This is a genomic window from Cytobacillus firmus NBRC 15306, from assembly GCF_001591465.1.
GTDB classification, from domain to species: Bacteria; Bacillota; Bacilli; order Bacillales; family Cytobacillaceae; genus Cytobacillus; species Cytobacillus firmus.
The window spans coordinates 1-18,907 of record NZ_BCUY01000031.1 but is presented as its reverse complement, the minus strand read 5'-3'; the positions used below and the strand labels follow the sequence as shown (position 1 = coordinate 18,907).

At 41.9% G+C, this 18,907-nt stretch carries 15 protein-coding genes and 2 riboswitches; all 15 genes read left to right on the top strand.

Annotation, left to right across the window (positions count from 1 at the left end; genetic code table 11):
* Positions 1–28: 28 nt before the first annotated feature.
* On the top strand, positions 29–331 hold the full coding sequence (locus tag BFI01S_RS10795; protein ID WP_061792629.1) for a WXG100 family type VII secretion target: 303 nt from the start codon (positions 29–31) through the stop codon (positions 329–331).
* A 26-nt stretch (positions 332–357) separates the two neighbouring features.
* Entirely contained in the window at positions 358–501 is a 144-nt protein-coding gene (locus BFI01S_RS23030) for a hypothetical protein (protein ID WP_156185198.1), read from the top strand.
* Positions 502–541: 40 nt separating this feature from the next.
* Positions 542–1,792: a YfjB-related protein gene (locus BFI01S_RS10790; protein ID WP_061792628.1), complete on the top strand. Its 1,251-nt coding sequence runs from the start codon at positions 542–544 to the stop codon at positions 1,790–1,792.
* 9 nt (positions 1,793–1,801) lie between these two features.
* Positions 1,802–2,596, top strand: a complete 795-nt coding sequence (locus BFI01S_RS10785) for a YfjC family protein (protein ID WP_061792627.1) — start codon at positions 1,802–1,804, stop codon at positions 2,594–2,596.
* 14 nt (positions 2,597–2,610) lie between these two features.
* Complete coding sequence (locus BFI01S_RS10780) at positions 2,611–3,168, top strand: DUF5381 family protein (protein ID WP_169799755.1); 558 nt, start codon at positions 2,611–2,613, stop codon at positions 3,166–3,168.
* 57 nt (positions 3,169–3,225) lie between these two features.
* Positions 3,226–3,777, top strand: coding sequence for a DUF5381 family protein (locus BFI01S_RS10775; RefSeq protein ID WP_061792646.1), 552 nt, complete (start codon positions 3,226–3,228; stop codon positions 3,775–3,777).
* A gap of 177 nt (positions 3,778–3,954) precedes the next feature.
* Positions 3,955–5,649 (top strand): transglutaminase-like domain-containing protein, encoded by a 1,695-nt coding sequence (locus BFI01S_RS10770; RefSeq protein ID WP_061792626.1) that lies wholly within the window; start codon positions 3,955–3,957, stop codon positions 5,647–5,649.
* A 152-nt stretch (positions 5,650–5,801) separates the two neighbouring features.
* Positions 5,802–7,259: an esterase/lipase family protein gene (locus BFI01S_RS10765; RefSeq protein ID WP_082804506.1), complete on the top strand. Its 1,458-nt coding sequence runs from the start codon at positions 5,802–5,804 to the stop codon at positions 7,257–7,259.
* A 182-nt stretch (positions 7,260–7,441) separates the two neighbouring features.
* Entirely contained in the window at positions 7,442–8,398 is a 957-nt protein-coding gene (locus BFI01S_RS10760) for an AAA family ATPase (protein WP_048010864.1), read from the top strand.
* A 1-nt stretch (position 8,399) separates the two neighbouring features.
* Positions 8,400–9,614 (top strand): DUF58 domain-containing protein, encoded by a 1,215-nt coding sequence (locus tag BFI01S_RS10755; RefSeq protein WP_061792625.1) that lies wholly within the window; start codon positions 8,400–8,402, stop codon positions 9,612–9,614.
* A complete protein-coding gene (locus tag BFI01S_RS10750; RefSeq protein ID WP_061792624.1) occupies positions 9,614–11,818 on the top strand; it encodes a transglutaminase TgpA family protein in 2,205 nt (734 codons plus the stop codon). Before BFI01S_RS10755 ends, BFI01S_RS10750 begins: the two co-directional genes overlap by 1 nt.
* Positions 11,819–11,888: 70 nt before the next feature.
* Positions 11,889–11,990: riboswitch (purine riboswitch) on the top strand.
* 216 nt (positions 11,991–12,206) lie between these two features.
* Positions 12,207–13,727 (top strand): glutamine-hydrolyzing GMP synthase, encoded by a 1,521-nt coding sequence (gene guaA, locus BFI01S_RS10745; protein WP_163141780.1) that lies wholly within the window; start codon positions 12,207–12,209, stop codon positions 13,725–13,727.
* An 85-nt stretch (positions 13,728–13,812) separates the two neighbouring features.
* A riboswitch (purine riboswitch) is annotated at positions 13,813–13,914 on the top strand.
* A gap of 126 nt (positions 13,915–14,040) precedes the next feature.
* Positions 14,041–15,369 (top strand): NCS2 family permease, encoded by a 1,329-nt coding sequence (locus BFI01S_RS10740; protein WP_048010861.1) that lies wholly within the window; start codon positions 14,041–14,043, stop codon positions 15,367–15,369.
* A 121-nt stretch (positions 15,370–15,490) separates the two neighbouring features.
* Positions 15,491–16,333, top strand: coding sequence for a glucose PTS transporter transcription antiterminator GlcT (gene glcT, locus BFI01S_RS10735; protein WP_061792623.1), 843 nt, complete (start codon positions 15,491–15,493; stop codon positions 16,331–16,333).
* A 216-nt stretch (positions 16,334–16,549) separates the two neighbouring features.
* A complete protein-coding gene (ptsG, locus tag BFI01S_RS10730; RefSeq protein WP_061792622.1) occupies positions 16,550–18,610 on the top strand; it encodes a glucose-specific PTS transporter subunit IIBC in 2,061 nt (686 codons plus the stop codon).
* The last annotated feature ends 297 nt before the right edge of the window (positions 18,611–18,907 follow it).

Below are 18,907 nucleotides of genomic sequence, written 5' to 3'. Positions count from 1 at the left end.
AAAAAACTTTTAAAAATGAGGTGTCAAAATGAACTCATCACATGTAAGAGCCCTGGCAAGGGTATTTCAGACAGCTTCAGATGATATCAAAACAGAGGAATTCAAACTAAAGCAAAGTGTCCAAAACCATGCAGGTGAATGGAAGGGCAAAGCACGGGACAAATTTGATTCCGCATTGGAAGAAGCGGGTGTCCTCTTCCAAAGGTACTCGGATAACCTTTATAACATCAGCCGAGAATTGGAAAGTGCTGCTAATGAAGTTGATAGAGTCAGAGAAGAAATTGAAAGACAAAGAGAATTAGAGAGACTGGCCAGACTTAAAGCGGATTGAAGAATATAAAGATTGGATGGGTTTTTATGTCTAATAATGAAGAGAAGAAAAAAGGTTCTTATGACAAGAATAAAAGATATGATGGCGATTATGCACCAGGGTGCGGAGATCTTTTTATTTTGCCCATACAAGTTTTAATAGTCGGCTATCAGATTATAAATTTAATTTAATTCAGCTATAGAAAAATCTAAAAGAAGAGAGGTATTAAATGTGGGAAATGAAATCTCTGTAAATCCGGATCGCCTGGAAGACTTGGCAAATGACATGGTTACTCGTATGTCCAGAATTGAAGATGAATACAGAAATCTCCATATGGAGCTCGCAGATTTGATTAACAGCGCTCCGGCGGAATACAGGCATTGCTTCTATCATGTAGGGGATCCTTGGGGCACTGGCAACCAGCTTACCGGGCAGCTTAGTGAAATGGAAATAGACCTGCGGATGGTTGCGAATAAATTTGCTGAAGCTGACAACCTTGTAGGTAAGTTGTATAAGTTGTATGAGAAATATGGCGCAGTAACAGCTCTTGGTGCACTTATGACAAAACAGCTTGCTTTTTATGGGTTGGGGTTTACTCAATTCATAAAGAATGCTGATGGTGTTTTCTCGTATAAACATATGGCGGCACTTGAGATGGTAACAGATAAAATTGACGAAAGTAAAAAGTTTGGAACAATGGCAAGGGCATTCCTAAACCCATTTTATTTAAGAAGCAAGTATAGAAATGCACCACTTGCAGATTTGGTTCATAAAAGAATTGCTAAATATCTTCCGGACGATGTTGTGAATTTTACCAATAGCTCTAAGGCATTATATGGAGCTCTTGAGGTTGGTGCAGCAGATTCAGCAAAGTTTAAATCCTTTGTTAAAACAGGAGCAAAATTTGCAAAAGCAAATGTTGTCAGCACAGTTGCACTAACAGGAATAATGGAAGCAGGCGGAATGGGGCTGAAAATCTCCGAGAATTACGCTAAGTATGGAAATAACCCAGATGTACTAAAGCGTGAAAATGCAAAGGCGGTTGGAAATGCGGTTAACAATACCGTAGCAATTTCTGGCGGTGCAATTGCAGGTGCGGTAGTTGGCGGTGCTTTAGGAAGTGTTGTTGGCCCAGTCGGTACAGTTGTGGGAGCTGCTGCAGGTTCTTTCGTAGGTGGCCTTGTAGGAGAGCAGGCTGCTAAATTAACTGCTGGAATTGCTGAAAAAGGTGCTATCCTATTAAAAGAGCCTATTCACCATGGTGTTGAGCTATTTAAGGGTGGTTTTGAGAAAGCTGGTAAGGCATTAGATGTAGCTAACAAAGGAATTGATATGGTCAATAAACAGATTAAAGAAACGATCGCTGATCCAATTGGAAAGGTAAAGGATATTGGAAAAGGGCTTTCGAAGGCGAAGGATACAGCTGATTCTTTAATAGACGATGCAAAAGGGTTCCTCGGCAAAAAATTATCATTTTTTTAAGGAGGCAATATGAAAACGATACAGTTAAGCATAGAAGAATTGATATTTTCCTTTTATAGTGAAGGTTTGTATGAGCAAGGGATTTCTTTAAAAGAAACGTATTTTCCGGCATTGGAGGATTCTGAATTAAAATTGATGCTTGAGTTTGCGTCTCGTTCTTTGCTGGCTAAAAATATGGCAATAGAAGTTAATAAGCAATATAAGTTAAAAGAAGAATTTGCTCCTTTTATTCAAATATTAAGTTCTGCAGAAAAAACAGTCAAAGCCTCCAAATTTAACTTAGATCTTGAAGGAGAACATAGTATCTCGTTTCATTTTAAAGAAGAGGAAATATATTTTCATAGATTACTGCATGATCACCAGGTACATTCGATAACAAAGCTTAATGAAGAAGAGATTCTTCAATTTATAAGTGAATTTTTCGATTTCAAAAAGCTGGTTAAGGAAAGTGAAGTATTATTTAAATTGAAAAACGATGATTTTGAGGAATTTTTAAATGATGTAAGCCAGTCTGTTTCTGTCCAAGAATCTCTTATTTCTAAATGGAGTAATAGATTGCAGAGTCATAATACTAACGAGTTTATTGCGGATATTTCTAAGAGAAGCGGAAAAATGAATAGTCTGCTGAGTTTGAAATATGACTCCAATAATAATCCTGATCTCATAGACATTCATTTTGTTATCCCTGGAAAAGATGGGTTTTGGTATATAACAAGAGACCAAAACCTTGATCTTAATATCCAGAAGGCAAATGAATCAGCGATTAAGAACCTGTTTTCAAAAGATCGAATTCTCTCGATGTAAAGGAGGGACAGTGCTTGTCACTTGTTCAGAAGAAAAATGATGAAATTATCGTGAAGGGTTCAAACATCATGTATGTATTAGTGTCTCTTGCTACTGCAGGTTTTTTATTAGCCTGTATCTTTCTAATTGTTCACGGATTGAAGTTTGACTCTAAATATTCTTTATTCTATCTTGGCGGTGGAATAATTTTCACTCCTTTTTATCTCTATATCACCCTTTGGAATTTACCGGGCCTAATCCCGGGTAAAACCTTGCTGTCCATTATCCCCGGGGAAAATGGTCTGATTAAATCAAAAAAAGGCATTGTTCCAATTAAGGATATTCGAAACATTGATCTTGTAAGGAATCCATTAAATTTAATTAATGATATTGTTATTGAAACCTTCAATGATAAAAAGTTTAAAATTCGCACGTATAACCTGATTGGTGATTTTCGATATCAGATAATAGTTGACCAATATATATATCCTCATATGACTGAAAATGCAAAAAAAGTTTGGGATCGAAAAATAAACCTGGAGAATCTTCGGCAGCAGGCTAATTATGAGAGGCAAGAACCAAAGGTTGAATAACGTCTATGTGTGAACTTCTCTTTCTCGCCGGGTCCAAGGAGTGAGTATAGTTTGTCAATGATTCAGAACAAAGGTGACACGGTAATCATAAAAGGTTCTAAGTTCATGTATGTATGGATGTTTTTGGCTACAGTTGGATTTTTGATTGCATGTATCTTCTTAATCATTCATGGTTTGAAGTTTAATTCAAAATATTCATTTCTCTATCTTGGTGGAGGGATTGTTTTCACTCCCTTCTATCTTTATTTGACTATTTGGAGCCTTCCTGGTTTCATGCCGGGAAAGGTTTTGCTGAAAATAGTCCCGGGGGATAAAGGTACAGTTACTGCTCCAAAAGCCACTGTTTTAATAAAGAACATCCGAAATATTGATTTGATAAGAAATCCATTAAACCTTATTAACGACATTGTTATTGAAACCTTAGATGATCAAAAAATAAAGATTCGCACCTATAATCTCTTGGATGATGGTGATTTTCAGGTAATTGTAGATCAATACATTTTTCCTTATATGAATGACAATGCCAGGAAAGTATGGGATCGGAAAATCGACCTCGATAAGTTAAGAGAAGAAGATAACTATGTCAGGCAGGAACATAGGATTGAGTAAAATTAATAGAAAATACTATTATATCTATCGATATTGAATTTTTTTTAACAGTACTCCAGAGAAGCTCTTTAAAGGTCTAACCCTATAAAGAGCTTTTGTTTTGAGTTTCTTAATCTATGAAACCGAAAAGGCATTGCGCACGTAATAAAGTCAAGAAAGATTAAAAAGGAGGACCCCATGCCAAAGAAAAGCCCCATCACCATATTAATCGTATTATTAACAAGCTTCCTCTTCCTCTCAGCCTGCAGCAGCTCTGAAAGCAATTCAGAAGCCAAAGCGGAGAAAAAGGAAGAAGACAAATATGAAAATCTGGTTAAAGAGAAAAACAAGGAACTCGAGCTAGAACCCCTTGAGCTGACTTCTTACAGTGAGGAAGTCGGGGCAGCTCTGAAAAATCCGGAGTATAAGGAGTTTGCTGCAAATGGCAAGCTGGCTGTGCAGGGAGAGGTTGAGAAGTACTCTGATCTCAAATCAGATTATGTCTGGATCAAGGTTCGTTCCACAGCGGAGGGACCGGCAGGGAATGATCTGGAATACTACGCACCCATCAAAGAAGGGAAGTTCAAACAGAATATCCGTTTATTTAATGGGGAAGGCGAGTATAAGGTAACTGTTCAGCTTCCAAGCACGGATAGTGAGAATTATTATTATGATCTTGCCTCGTTCACTGTACACAACGTGAATCAGGATACAGAGCGAGATGTAACGTTTACTCCGTTTGGCCAGGAAGCAGAGATGACTTTGGACATTGAATCAAGCTATCTAAAAGGCAATGAAGTATTCAATTTAAAAGGTGAAGCATCAAGTCTGACAGACGGAGATACAATCATGCTAAAGCTGAATAAGGAATCGGATATGTGGAAGCATGTCATTTCGCTTAAAGATGGCAAGTTCTCTTATGATGTGCCGTTATTCTACGGAAAAGGCCTGCACAAGCTTGAGGTGCTTGTTCCTGACAAAGAGAGGGAAAATTACTATCAGACAGCCACAACCATTTTAATAGACAACGAGTCTGATAGGACGATGAGCCCAATTGAATTTTCTAAAACATATGAGGAGCGGGGAGTGGCGCTTGAATACCCGCAGTATGGCGGTGAGAAGTCTGATGGTGTCTTTTCTGTAAAAGGAAAAATTGATCCGCAGGCAGAATTCGGTCCTGAAACAGATCATATTTACATTACGACTAAAAAAGGTGAAGACGAAGCACTGGATGTTATCCCTGTAGAAGACTTCACGTTTGATGATTCATTTTATTTAAGGTTTGGTCCTGGCACATATGAAGTCACACTAAGTGTGCCGGAAATTAAGGAAGAAAATAGTGATTATTTCCGCTTTTATGGATTTGCCAAATTTGAGGTGGAGTCAACAGGGGAGGATAAGCGGGACCTGCTTCCTTCCAGAGGCGTTCAGTCAGATGCGCCGGAAATTACTGAATTGGCGCAGGAGCTGACAGAAGGCATAAGCAGTGAAAGGGAAAAAGCGAAAGCCGTCTATGATTATGTCGCGAAGAACGTTTCATATGATGTGAATAAGCTCGAAACAGATGACTTCAGCTGGGATGATAGTGCGCTCAAGACACTTGATTCCAAAACGGGCGTCTGCCAGGATTATTCGTATCTGGCCATTGCTCTGCTTCGGGCAAGCAACATGGAAGCCCGCTTTATTGAAGGAACTGCTTTCGGCGGATTCTGGCCGCAGAAGCATGCATGGGTGGAAGTGAAGGTGGATGGAATCTGGCTCACGATGGATCCGACATGGGGAGCAGGCTACATTAAGGATGATAAATTCGTGGCAGCTTTCAATGACAAATACTTTGATCCGAATCAAGCGGAGTTTGAAAAAACACATAGCCGTACAGGTGTATCATACTAAACTGCAAAAAGTCATGGGGCTTGTTCCTGTGGCTTTTATTATTTTCCAAATGAATGGGAATTTAATCCGAAATACCCTTTAATAAATATTCTGAAAATTATAAAATAAAATTGACTGGACTCCGTCCGGATCTCCATTAAGGAGGAAATAGCTTGAAAAAACAATTGGCAGGAGTGATCTTTTGTATAATGCTGATTTTTCCTGGTATGGTGAAGGCTGGCGGCTTTGGCGGTGATGACAGCGGGACTCCGGGTTATTGGTATGCCGGAGAAACACCTGAAGCTATTGACCCTTCCAAATCACCTCTTGTATTTGTGCACGGCTATAATAATTCGTCAGCTGTCTGGCATGAAGGAAATGATATGTATGAAGTGGCTTTGGCAAATGGATATGAAACAGCCTTCATTGATCTTCATCATGACCGGGATATGTGGACGAATGGTGCCATTCTGGCTGAAAAGCTCCTGGAAATGTACCATCATTTCGGCGGAAAAAAGCTGGTGGTCATTGGCTATAGCAAAGGCGGTGTGGATATTCAGACAGCCCTCGTGCATTACCATGCCCACCCATATGTATCAAACGTCATCTCTCTATCCTCTCCTCATCATGGCACCCAGCTTGCAGATCTTGCACACAGCAGCGCGGCCTGGTGGCTTGCTGCCCTTCTCGGAAACAATAATGAAGCAACCGAATCCCTGCAGACAGGCAGTATGCAATACTTTCGAAGCCTAACAGATTCCCATCAGAATGCTGGAAAAAATCGTTATTATACACTTGGCGGCACCAAATGGGGTTCATTTGGCAGTGCTTCCTACTGGGGAGGATTATACCTGAGTCAGTACGGAAAAAATGATGGTGTTGTGACATCAGTTAATTCCCGGCTGCCTGGAGCTTCCATTGTTCAGGAAGGCAGCTGGAATCATACAACCATTCGGGAAGGATCCCATACATTTCAGGTGTTCAGGCCCTATACCACTATTACTCAGCCTGCTGCAGTTCTCTCAGCTTCAGCCTCAGAAGCCGCTGCCGGCAAGCCTCGCATCCATTCCATTGTAAAAGGCGGGAAAGCTGTCAATGCAATAAGTGAGGAGTTTTCGGTAGAGGATAATGTAAACTCCATAACCGTTTCTTTTTTAAGCGAAAAGAATTTGTCTGCATTAAAATTAATCAGTCCGGACGGAAAAGAATATAAAACGGGAAAAGCGTATAAGGAAGAATCCGATTTTTTCAAAGGAGCGTGGATTCACCAGTTTGAAATCGAGTATCCCGAAGCAGGAAGCTGGCTGTTAAAGGCTCCGGCAAATGCATCTTACCTATACACCGTTACACTAAACAGCCCGTTAAATGATAAAATTCAGGGCAAGTCTGCGAAAAGTCATAAAGCCTTTAAAACAAAATGGATCCGCTTCGGGTTTGATTCTTCAGGGAAAAAGCTTCAGCAAAAAGCGAAAGGAGAAAAGCCTGGCCTCATGACCGATAGCGATTTTTCACAGGAAGGCGTATACAATGTGACAACGGAAATAAAAGGTCTTACCGAAAATGGGAAGCCCTATGAAAGAACTCTTATCGAATCTTTTTATATAGATCAGAATGGAAACCGACATAACTAACAGTCTCCGGCTGCTGAGAAGCAGCCTTTATTTATGTTTTAAAACCATTTAGAAGATAGAACCATCGTAAGAAAAACACAGGAGTTTCCAGCGCGACAGCGAATATATAATAGGTTAGAATTAAATTCAGGAAATTGTAAATTAGTGGGATTATAGATATAGATAAAGGGGAGAGATTTCACATGGATCGAAATCAGATGCACCCTGCAATTGAGAGGGTATTAGGAAATATTGAAAAAGTCATGATCGGCAAAAGGGATGTCGCAGAGTTAAGCCTAGTGGCGCTTTTAGCGGAAGGCCATGTATTGCTTGAAGATGTTCCGGGTGTCGGGAAAACGATGATGGTACGTGCGCTTGCTAAATCAGTCGGAGCTGCATTTAAACGCATCCAGTTTACGCCTGATTTGCTGCCTTCGGATGTGACAGGTGTATCCATCTATAATCCGAAGGAAATGGAGTTTCAGTTCAGGCCTGGTCCCATTATGGGCAATATTATTTTAGCAGACGAGATCAACCGAACCTCTCCCAAGACGCAATCCGCTCTTCTTGAAGGGATGGAAGAAAGCAGTGTGACCATCGACGGAGTGACGCATCGTCTAGAAAGACCCTTCTTCGTTATGGCAACGCAAAATCCCATCGAATATGAGGGAACCTATCCACTACCGGAAGCGCAGCTGGACAGATTCCTTTTAAAAATGAAAATGGGTTATCCGGATATCGCGGATGAGATGGAGGTCTTGAACCGGGCGCAGCGCATTCCGCCGATAGAAGATCTGGAAACGGTAATGGATCTGGCTGAATTGCGCTCCCTGCAGACAGAAATTAAAGAAGTGCATGTGGATCAAACGATTAAACGCTATATTGTTGAGATTGCGGGTGGAACCCGTAACCACAGCAGTGTGTATTTAGGGGCCAGTCCGCGCGGTTCGATTGCTTTAATGAAAGCAGCCCAGGCTTATGCATTCATGTATGGCCGCGATTATGTTCTACCGGATGACATTCAGTATTTGGCGCCAGCTGTTTTTGTTCACAGAATTATCTTAAGATCCGAGGCGAAATTCGAAGGCATTACCGCTGAAGAAGTGGTGGGCCGGGTTATTGCCAGGGTGTCTGTCCCTGTACAAAGGCTAGTGAAGTAAAATGAAACAGCTGTTAAATACACTGAAAGGTGTCTGGAAGCTGATTGTGCTATTTCTGCTTATTTTGTTCACCTTTTCGTATGCCATGTTCCAGGGCGGCTTTGTCAGCTGGTTTTTGTTTTACAGCTTTGTGCCGTTTGCTTTATATGCACTGGGTCTGTCGTTTTATTCATTAAACGGCATTAAAGTGGAGCGGATCCTGCCGAAAACAGAATACAATGCGGGTGAGCAGGCTGTGATTACTTTGAGGATAAGCAGGGAATCAGCTTTTCCTTTATTGTACCTAGTCATTGAGGATGAAATGAGTGAACAGCTCCTGCATGCCAGGAAGTCAAACGAGGCAAAGAGATTCTTATTTCCGGGGTTCCAGAAGGAAATGTCCATTCAATACAAGATTAACAGTCTGCCCAGGGGAGAGCATTTTTTTGCCTCTGTCCGTTTTAAAACAGGTGATCTGCTTGGTTTAGTAGAGAAAGAAAGGCAAGCTCCCGCTGAGAGCAGGATGATTGTCTACCCGGCGTATGAGGAAATCATCTATAAGCCCATGGCACATCATTACGACCAGGGAATGACTGCTTCAAAAGAACGGGTGCAAAGGGATACTTCCATGGCAATCGGCATCAGGGAGTATCAGCCGGGAGACAGATTTTCCTGGATTAACTGGAAAGCCAGCGCTAAGCGAAATGATATTATGACCAAAGAATTTGAACAAAGGCAATCTCACGATGTCTACATTCTGATGGACTGTGCACCGGATAGCCGATTCGAGGCCATCGTTTCGTTTACTGCTTCCATTGTGAAGGCGATTCTCCGTAAAGGAGCACAGGTTGGGTTTTTGACCTCTGCAGCTGTCAGGACAGCTTTTCCGATCAGAGGCGGAGAAGCACACCAGCTCCAGCTGTTTCATCATTTGGCAAAAATAAAAGATGATTCGGCAGCATCCGTGGACCGGGTTCTTGAAGCAGAGCATTTTCTTCTGCAGCAGAACAGTCAGCTGATGATTGTTACAGCGCAATTAACAAAAGCACTTATAGAGAAAGCCGGATTTTTCACGTCCAAAAATGGGACCATGACTATATTTTTAATCAAAAATGAGCATGAATCTCCTTCCGGTGATGAACTGCTGCTTAAAGCCTCTGCGAATGCCAGGGGAATACGTGTCATATTAGTTCATAACGGACATTTTGCAGATGTGTTTTCGGGGGTGGGCATGTAATGAGATATCAGCGGGTTCAAAAGGATTTTGCCACCTTTCTTCTTTATGTTCTTGGCTTTTTCTTATTATGGGAATGGCTGCGCCCGGTTGAAGAGCTGACAGATACGTCGAATATTATCGTTTTCCTTGTGTTCCTTGTATTGTCACTCCTGCTGGCTTTCTTTGGTGTAAGTCCAGTAATGAGCAGTATTATTAAGGTGATTTATATTTTATATGAGCTGCATTATTTATATTTTGAAGGCTCCTTTTTTCAGTTTTCATGGATAGCCTCATTTGCATCGGATATATGGCACAACTTTGGTTTGCTTGCTGAGAGAGACTGGCCCGCCATAACCAATCTTTTCAGAAGCCTGCTGTTTTTCATACTGCTGTGGCTGATGACCTATTTGATTCAGTACTGGCTGATTAATCGCAGGCAGATTTTCATTTTCTTTTTCATGACACTCATTTATATAACGGTCCTGGACACCTTTACGCCTTACACAGCAGACGCAGCAATTGTCAGGACAGTTATTGCGGGCTTTGCGGTTATGGGCATCTTAACGTTTAACCGCCTTCTGGAGCAGGAAGGGCTGAAGAAAGAAGCCTCTCTATCGCGAAAATGGATGATTCCGCTGACTGCCCTGATCGCGCTAAGCACCGGATTGGGATTTGCTGCTCCTAAGGCAGAACCGATTTGGCCTGATCCTGTTCCGTTTATTAAATCCTATGGGCAAAACAGCGGGGGTGATGGACCGGGCATTCAGAAAATCGGCTATGGTGAAGACGATTCCCGCCTTGGCGGCCCTTTTATAGGAGATAACGCTGTTGTTTTCAGGGCTGAAGTGGAGTCCCGCCATTACTGGAAGGTGGAAACGAAAGATACGTATACAGGCAAGGGATGGGTAACCTCCCAGCCTGAAGGGGAATATCTTCCGTTCGGATTGGGAGAGGAAATCCCGGTTACATCGTTCATCGACAACGATGCAATTGAAACCACTGAAGAAGTAAGCTCCGTTTATACATTTATGAATTACCCTCATGTGGTGTATCCATTAGGGTTAAAAAGTATTAAAGCTTCGCCTTTCATTACCTATGAGCTGGAAACGGCCACAGAAAAGATCCGGACATTGGATAGTGGAAGGCCATTTGCATTGGAAGATTACAAATTGGGTTTTGCGGTGCCTGAATACAGTGTAACTGCCATGAAGGCATCGGGAGCACAAGCGGAATCACTTCCTGAGGAATTTTTGTCCCGATATACACAGCTGCCTGAAGAATTACCAAAAAGAGTCAGGGAGCTGGCGCAGGAAATCACTCAGGATAAGCCGGATTGGTTTGAAAAAGCGAGGGAGCTTGAGAGGTATTTCCGAAGGGCAGAATATACCTACAGCCAGACAGACGTAGCTGTTCCGGATGAGAATGAGGATTATGTGGACCAATTTTTATTTGATACCAAGCAGGGGTATTGCGACAATTTCTCTTCTTCCATGGTGGTTATGGCGAGGTCAATCGGATTGCCGGCAAGATGGGTGAAGGGCTATACAGAAGGAGAATTCAAGCAATCGCTCGGGTCTGGTCTCCGTTTATTTGAAATAACCAATAATAATGCCCATTCATGGGTGGAAATTTATTTTCCTGAAATGGGCTGGGTTCCATTTGAACCAACTCAGGGTTTCAATAATAACGTTCAGTTCAACTTTGACACTGCAGGCCAAAATACGAGCCAGCCGGAGGCAGAAGAGCCAAAAGAGACTGAGACTCCTGTCAAGCCGGACAAGCCTGAAGTAACATCATCGAAAGAATCGGCTTTTACTTTAGAAAAGCTTTGGGGCAATATAGAGTCTTTCTTTAAAGAACATTGGAAAGTCATCGGAGCAGCCGTAGCGGCAGCTGCTTTGCTTGTTATCGTGATTTTCCAAAAACGGGGTAAATGGCTGCCTCATTATTTCATCTGGAGATTTAAAAGAACAAGGAATGATGAGCACTTCTCCAAGGCTTACCTGATTCTTTTAAAAGAATTAGACCGATACGGGTTAAAACGGAAAAGCGGACAAACCTTAAGGGATTATGCCAAGTATGTTGACAGCTTTTTCTCAACAAGGGAAATGAGCAGGCTGACAGCACGCTACGAAGAGCTTGTCTACAGGGGGGTCCTGAAAGAAGGAAGCTGGAATGATACGAAGGAATTGTGGGAAAATTTAATTAAAAGGACAATAGCTTGACCGGGATTTGTGGCTGTTGTTACAATAGGCAAATAAGACAGCGGCATATTGTTCGGGTTTTGCCGTTTTACACAATTAAATCATGCACCTTCATATATCCTCGATAATATGGTTCGAAAGTCTCTACCGGATCGCCGTAAATGATCTGACTATGAAGGCAGAAGAAGTTTTTTGCTATACGTGAAAACCGGAATTCTGCCTTCACTTTTTTTGTGGAGAAAGAGTTCCGGTTTTTTTATTGTCCAGCTTCCCGCTGAAATATATGAAATGCTTGAGAAATTATATTTTTACTAGATATTTTATCTGCAGGAGAGAAGACTAAAGGCAATATAACAAAATTAATGGGGTGAACAGTGTGACGGGGAAAACAGAACTTCAAAATCAGGAAATGATCGTAGTGCTGGACTTTGGAAGCCAGTACAATCAGTTAATCACACGCAGAATTCGTGAGTTTGGTGTGTACAGCGAGCTGCATCCGCATACGATTACAGCTGCAGAAATCAAGGAAATGAATCCGAAAGGAATTATTTTCTCTGGCGGACCTAACAGCGTGTATGGCGAAAATGCTTTCAGATGCGATGAAGAAATATTTGAACTGGGATTGCCGATTTTTGGTATCTGCTATGGCATGCAGCTGATGACCATGCATTTTGATGGAAAAGTAGAGCCTGCCAAGCACCGTGAATACGGGAAGGCAATTATGAAAATTGAAAATGAATCTAAATTGTTTACAGATCTTCCTCGAGAACAGACTGTCTGGATGAGCCATGGCGATCTTGTCGTAGAGGCTCCGGCAGGTTTTACAGTGGATGGAACCAATCCGTCATGCCCGATTGCGGCTATGAGCAATGAAGAGCGCGGTTTATACGCTGTTCAATTCCACCCTGAGGTGCGCCACTCTGTTCATGGAAATGATATGCTGAAAAACTTTGTGTTCGGCGTTTGCGGCTGTACTGGCGATTGGTCAATGGAGAATTTCATTGAAATTGAAATGGAAAAGATCCGCCAGGAAGTTGGAGATAAGAAAGTTCTTTGCGCATTGAGCGGCGGTGTTGATTCATCTGTTGTTGCCGTTCTTATTCATAAAGCAATCGGCGACCAGCTGACTTGTATCTTCGTCGATCACGGCCTGCTGAGAAAAGATGAAGCAGAAGGCGTCATGAAGACATTTGCTGATGGCTTTAATATGAATGTCATTAAAGTGGATGCCCAGGAGCGCTTTATGAATAAGCTTAGAGGTGTGAGCGATCCTGAACAAAAACGTAAAATCATCGGCAATGAATTCATCTATGTATTCGATGATGAAGCTGCTAAGCTTCAAGGCATTGATTTCCTTGCGCAAGGAACACTTTATACCGATATTATTGAAAGTGGAACAGCTACTGCCCAGACGATTAAATCTCATCACAATGTAGGCGGGCTTCCTGAAGATATGCAATTTAAGCTTATTGAGCCGCTTAACACGCTGTTTAAAGATGAGGTGCGTGCATTGGGAACTGAGCTTGGCATTCCAGATGAAATCGTGTGGAGACAGCCATTCCCTGGTCCAGGATTAGGTATCCGCGTTCTGGGGGAGATTTCAGAAGACAAGCTGGAAATTGTACGCGAGTCTGATGCCATTTTGCGTGAGGAAATTAAAAAGGCAGGTCTGGATCGTGATATTTGGCAATATTTCACTGTTCTGCCCGACATCCGCAGTGTGGGGGTAATGGGTGATGCCCGGACATATGATTATACTATTGGAATTCGTGCCGTTACTTCAATTGATGGCATGACATCTGACTGGGCCCGTATCCCTTGGGATGTACTGGAGATTATTTCAACAAGAATCGTGAATGAAGTATCACATGTCAACCGGGTTGTGTACGATATTACGAGCAAGCCGCCTGCTACGATTGAGTGGGAATAAAATACGAACATTAATAAAAAGCGAACATGAAAATGTTCGCTTTTTCTATTGACTAGGACTTTTTGAGGTGCTATGATAAAGAAGAATTAAATATGTCGTTTTACGTCGTATAATATTGGGGATATGGCCCAAAAGTTTCTACCGAGCTGCCGTAAATTGCTTGACTACGAGGTAAGTGCAAATAGGGATGTTTTTGCCTTTATTCTTCTTTGTTTTTCCCTATGGCAAGCACGAGCCAGTTGTCAATGCTCCGGTACTCAATACCGGAGTTTTTTTATTGTGAAAATAAGGATAGACAATAGGGGGAAAAGAAATGAAGAAGTACTTCCAGTTTGAAGAACTTGGTACTAACTATCGCCGTGAGTTCATCGGCGGACTCACAACGTTTTTAGCAATGGCTTATATTTTAGTCGTTAACCCGATTACTTTATCGTTAATGGATATACCGGATTTGCCGGATGCCATGAGAATGGACTATGGGGCAGTATTTGTGGCAACAGCAGTGGCTGCGGCAATTGGATCCCTATTGATGGGGGTGCTGGCCAGATATCCGATTGCACTTGCTCCGGGTATGGGATTGAATGCATTTTTTGCTTATACTGTTGTTTTAACGATGGGAATCCCTTGGCAGCATGCATTAGGCGGGGTTTTGATTTCAGGGATTATCTTTATCTTTTTATCCCTTTCAGGTCTGCGTGAAAAAATTATTAACTCCATTCCTGCTGAATTAAAGTATGCGGTCAGTGCCGGAATCGGTTTGTTTATTACATTTGTCGGTGCTCAAAGTGCAGGGCTGATTGTCAACAATGATGCTGTCCTTGTTGGATTAGGGGATTTTACTGATGGAAATGTGCTACTGGCCATTTTCGGCATTGTGATAACAGTTATTCTGATGACAAAAGGAATTAAGGGCGGAATTTTTATAGGTATGGTAATCACCACAGTTGCTGGGATGATTGCCGGCTTAATTGATGTTCCGGGAAAGGTTGTTGATTCCGTGCCAAGTGTGGCTCCAACGTTCGGAGCGGCGTTCGGGGCATACAGCGACCCTTCATTCTTCTCAACCAGCATGCTGGTCGTTGTCCTGACATTCCTGTTCGTCGACTTCTTTGATACAGCAGGAACGTTAGTGGGTGTTGCCAACCAGGCGGGTTTAATGAAGGAAAATAAATTGCCTCGCGCAGGTAAAGCACTTCTGGCTGACTCCACAGCAACAGTAGTTGGCGCGATATTCGGAACATCAACGACAACTTCCTTTATTGAGTCTTCATCAGGGGTTGCGGCAGGTGCGAGAACAGGATTTGCATCGATTGTAACAGCGGGATTCTTCCTGTTATCATTATTCTTCTTCCCGCTATTAGAGGTTATAACTTCTGCAGTGACTGCTCCGGCGCTGATCATTGTCGGTGTACTGATGGTTGCTTCATTAGGCAACATTGATTGGACAAAGTTTGAAATTGCAGTTCCAGCCTTCCTTACTATTATTGCAATGCCATTAACTTACAGTATCGCAACAGGAATCGCAATCGGATTTATTTTCTATCCAATCACCATGATTGTAAAAGGAAGAATTAAAGAGATCCACCCAATCATGTATGTGCTGTTTGTCATATTTGTTATGTATTTCATTTTCCTGAAGTAATAGGATGTGTGGGGCCCGCTGGGATGCGGGTCTCTTTTTTTTATTCAAATCAATCCGTTGACTTCCCGGACAGGCTTTAATACCATGAGAGTACATTTGTTTAATGGGCGGGGAGAAGAGAATGGGTGAGTATAAGGTTAAAAAAGTGCTTAATAATAATGTCCTCATTGGCAGCCACAAGTCATTTGGAGAAGTCGTTCTTATCGGCAAAGGGATTGGCTTCAGCCGGAAGTCTGGCCAGCCAATTGATTCTGCTTTGGTTGAAAAGCTCTTTGTGCTTAAAAATGAAAAAGAGCAGGAGAATTATATTAAACTGATGCCTTTTGTGGATAATGAATTGCTTGAAACAATTATCTCCTCAATTGAATTGATTAAACAAAGGGCGAATTCCATACTTAATGAACATATCCATGTTGCGTTAACTGATCACTTGATGTTTGCGATAACACGCCTGAAAAAAGGGATGGAAATGAAAAATCCTTTTCTTATCGAAACCAAAACTCTCTACCCATTTGAATACGAAATTGCCCACGAAGTTGTGGACCTTATAGGACAGCGAACCGGCATTTATTTGCCTGAAGGGGAGATCGGGTTCATTGCCCTCCATGTACATAGTGCTGTTATGAACCGCGATTTAACCGAAGTCAATCAGCATTCCCAACTGGTAACCCATCTTGTGAACATGATTGAAGAACAGCTTGACATTAAGATTGATAAAGACAGCATTGATTATATGAGGCTTGTCCGCCACATCCGCTTCACAATTGAAAGGGTTAACAAAGGGGAGGTCGTAGAAGAACCGGAAAAAATAACTTCACTCTTGAAAGAGGAATATCCGGTGTGCTACAATCTCTCTTGGAAGCTCATTAAAGTAATGCAGCAAACATTAAAAAAACCAGTCTATAATGCAGAAGCTGTGTATCTGACTATGCATCTGCAAAGGCTTCAAAAGAAAATAAATTAATTACGATTATCTTGTCCAGCAATGGCAAGTCTTTACGTGTTACTGATTCGATCAGGCATGAGTGAAGAAAGGTAATTGAATTTAGGTAAATAGGGTATGATACCCTTGTGCGCACCTGAATTCTATCCTTTTTTCCTCATGCCTTTTTTATTTTTTTAATGGTTGCCGCTATTAAATGAAAACGCTTAATGAGTAAAAATTTTAGGGGGTTAACATATGTTTAAAAAAGTATTTGGCGTCCTGCAAAAAGTCGGGAAAGCCTTGATGCTTCCTGTAGCATTGCTGCCTGCAGCGGGGATCCTGCTTGCTCTTGGTGCGGCTCTGCAGAATCCGGCGCTTCTTGAGCTGGCTCCGTTCCTGGATAACAGCGGGGTCGAGATCGTTGCCCAGGTTATGCAAAAAGCAGGGGATATCGTCTTTGCTAACTTGCCGGTGCTATTTGCGGTTGGTGTAGCTGTTGGTTTAGCAGGAGGTGAAGGTGTAGCTGCACTTGCTGCCATTATCGGTTATTTGATTATGAACGTGACAATGGGTACGGCTGCCGGAATAACGGCAGAGGATGTAAATGGACTTAATTATGCGAGTATCTTAGGAATTCCAACTCTGCAGACAGGTGTATTCGGCGGTATTATAGTTGGGATTATCGCTGCTGCATTATACAACAAATTCTATGAAATCGAACTTCCTTCATACTTAGGATTCTTTGCCGGGAAACGTTTCGTTCCCATTATTACGGCTGCAACATCAGTAGTCCTTGGTTTGCTGATGCTGGTTATTTGGCCGCCAATCCAGGAAGGATTAAATGCTTTCTCACAAAACATGGTTCATGCGAACCTGACTTTATCAGCATTTATATTTGGCTTAATTGAACGGTCGCTGATCCCTTTTGGTCTGCATCATATTTTCTACTCTCCGTTCTGGTATGAATTTGGACAGTATGTAACGAATGCAGGTGAAACAGTCCGCGGTGACCAGCGGATTTTCATGGCGCAAATCAGTGACAATGTACAAAACCTTACTGCGGGTACATTTATGACTGGTAAATTCCCGTTCATGATGTTCGGTCTTCCTGCAGCTGCATTAGCCATTTATCATGAAGCACGTCCTGAAAAGAAAGTGGTAGTCGGAGGTCTTATGGCGTCTGCGGCATTAACTTCTTTCTTAACAGGTATCACAGAGCCGCTTGAATTCTCATTCCTGTTTGTAGCTCCGATCCTGTTTGCTGTACACGCTGTGTTTGCAGGTCTTTCGTTTATGACCATGCATCTCTTGGATGTGAAAATCGGCATGACTTTTTCAGGCGGTTTGATTGACTATATCCTATTCGGATTAATCAACCCTCAGACAAATGCCTGGATTGTTATTCCGGTTGGATTGGTATTTGCTGTGATCTATTACTTTGGCTTTAGATTTGCCATCCGCAAATTTAATTTAATGACTCCGGGCCGTGAAGAAGTAGAAGATGAAGAATCAGCTTCTTCAGGCAAAGGTGGAGATCTTCCATATGAAGTTCTTGATGCTATGGGTGGACAAGAAAACATCGCTCATCTTGATGCTTGTATTACTCGACTTCGTGTATCAGTAAACGATATTAAAAATGTAGACAAAGAACGCTTGAAGAAACTTGGTGCGTCTGGAGTACTGGAAGTTGGAAACAACATTCAGGCTATCTTTGGCCCAAGGTCTGAAACAATCAAAGGCCAAATGAAAGATATCATGAGCGGCAAAAGACCGCGCGTAGTTGAAAAAGCTCCGGAAGGCGGAGTTGAACAGCAAATTGAAGAAGTAAATCCTGAAGCTCTTCAGACTGAGCACAAGGAAGATCTATTCATTTCACCAATCAAAGGGGAAATTAAACCGATAACGGAAGTACCTGACGCTGTATTCTCAGGGAAAATGATGGGTGATGGTTTTGCAATTGTACCCGCAGAAGGAACAGTTGTATCACCGGTAGACGGGAAAATCGTTAACATGTTCCCGACAAAGCATGCAATCGGCATTCTTTCAGATTCCGGCCGCGAAATCCTTATCCATGTAGGTATTGATACAGTAAACCTGAAAGGTCAGGGATTTGAAGCGTTAGTTGCTGAGAATGACCGTGTAAAAGCAGGGCAGCCGTTGTTGAAAGTGGATCTTGATTATATCGGGCAAAACGCCACTTCTATTATTACACCGATCGTATTCACAAACCTTCAGCAGGGTGAAGCAATTAAAATTAATAAGCCGGGCGCTGTTGACCTTAAAGAAAAAGATATCATCGTTATCTCAAAACAATAATATATAATATAGAAGAAACTAGCTGCGGTTCTAACAGCTGGTTTCTTTTTATTTGATAGGGTAAAAAAATCTTTGTATTTTTCTTGAATAACTTGTTGACCTTCTGGGCAACAGGTGTTATTATAGAAAAACAGTCGCTTGAGACGCTAACAGCATTTGAAAGTTTTTAAAAAAGTTGTTGACGAAGCGATTGAGAAATGATATATTAATAAAGTCGCTTCTGAGCGGCAGATCGATCTTTGAAAACTGAACGAACAAAACGTCAACGTTTAAATCATTAGTCTTCTTCGAAAAGAC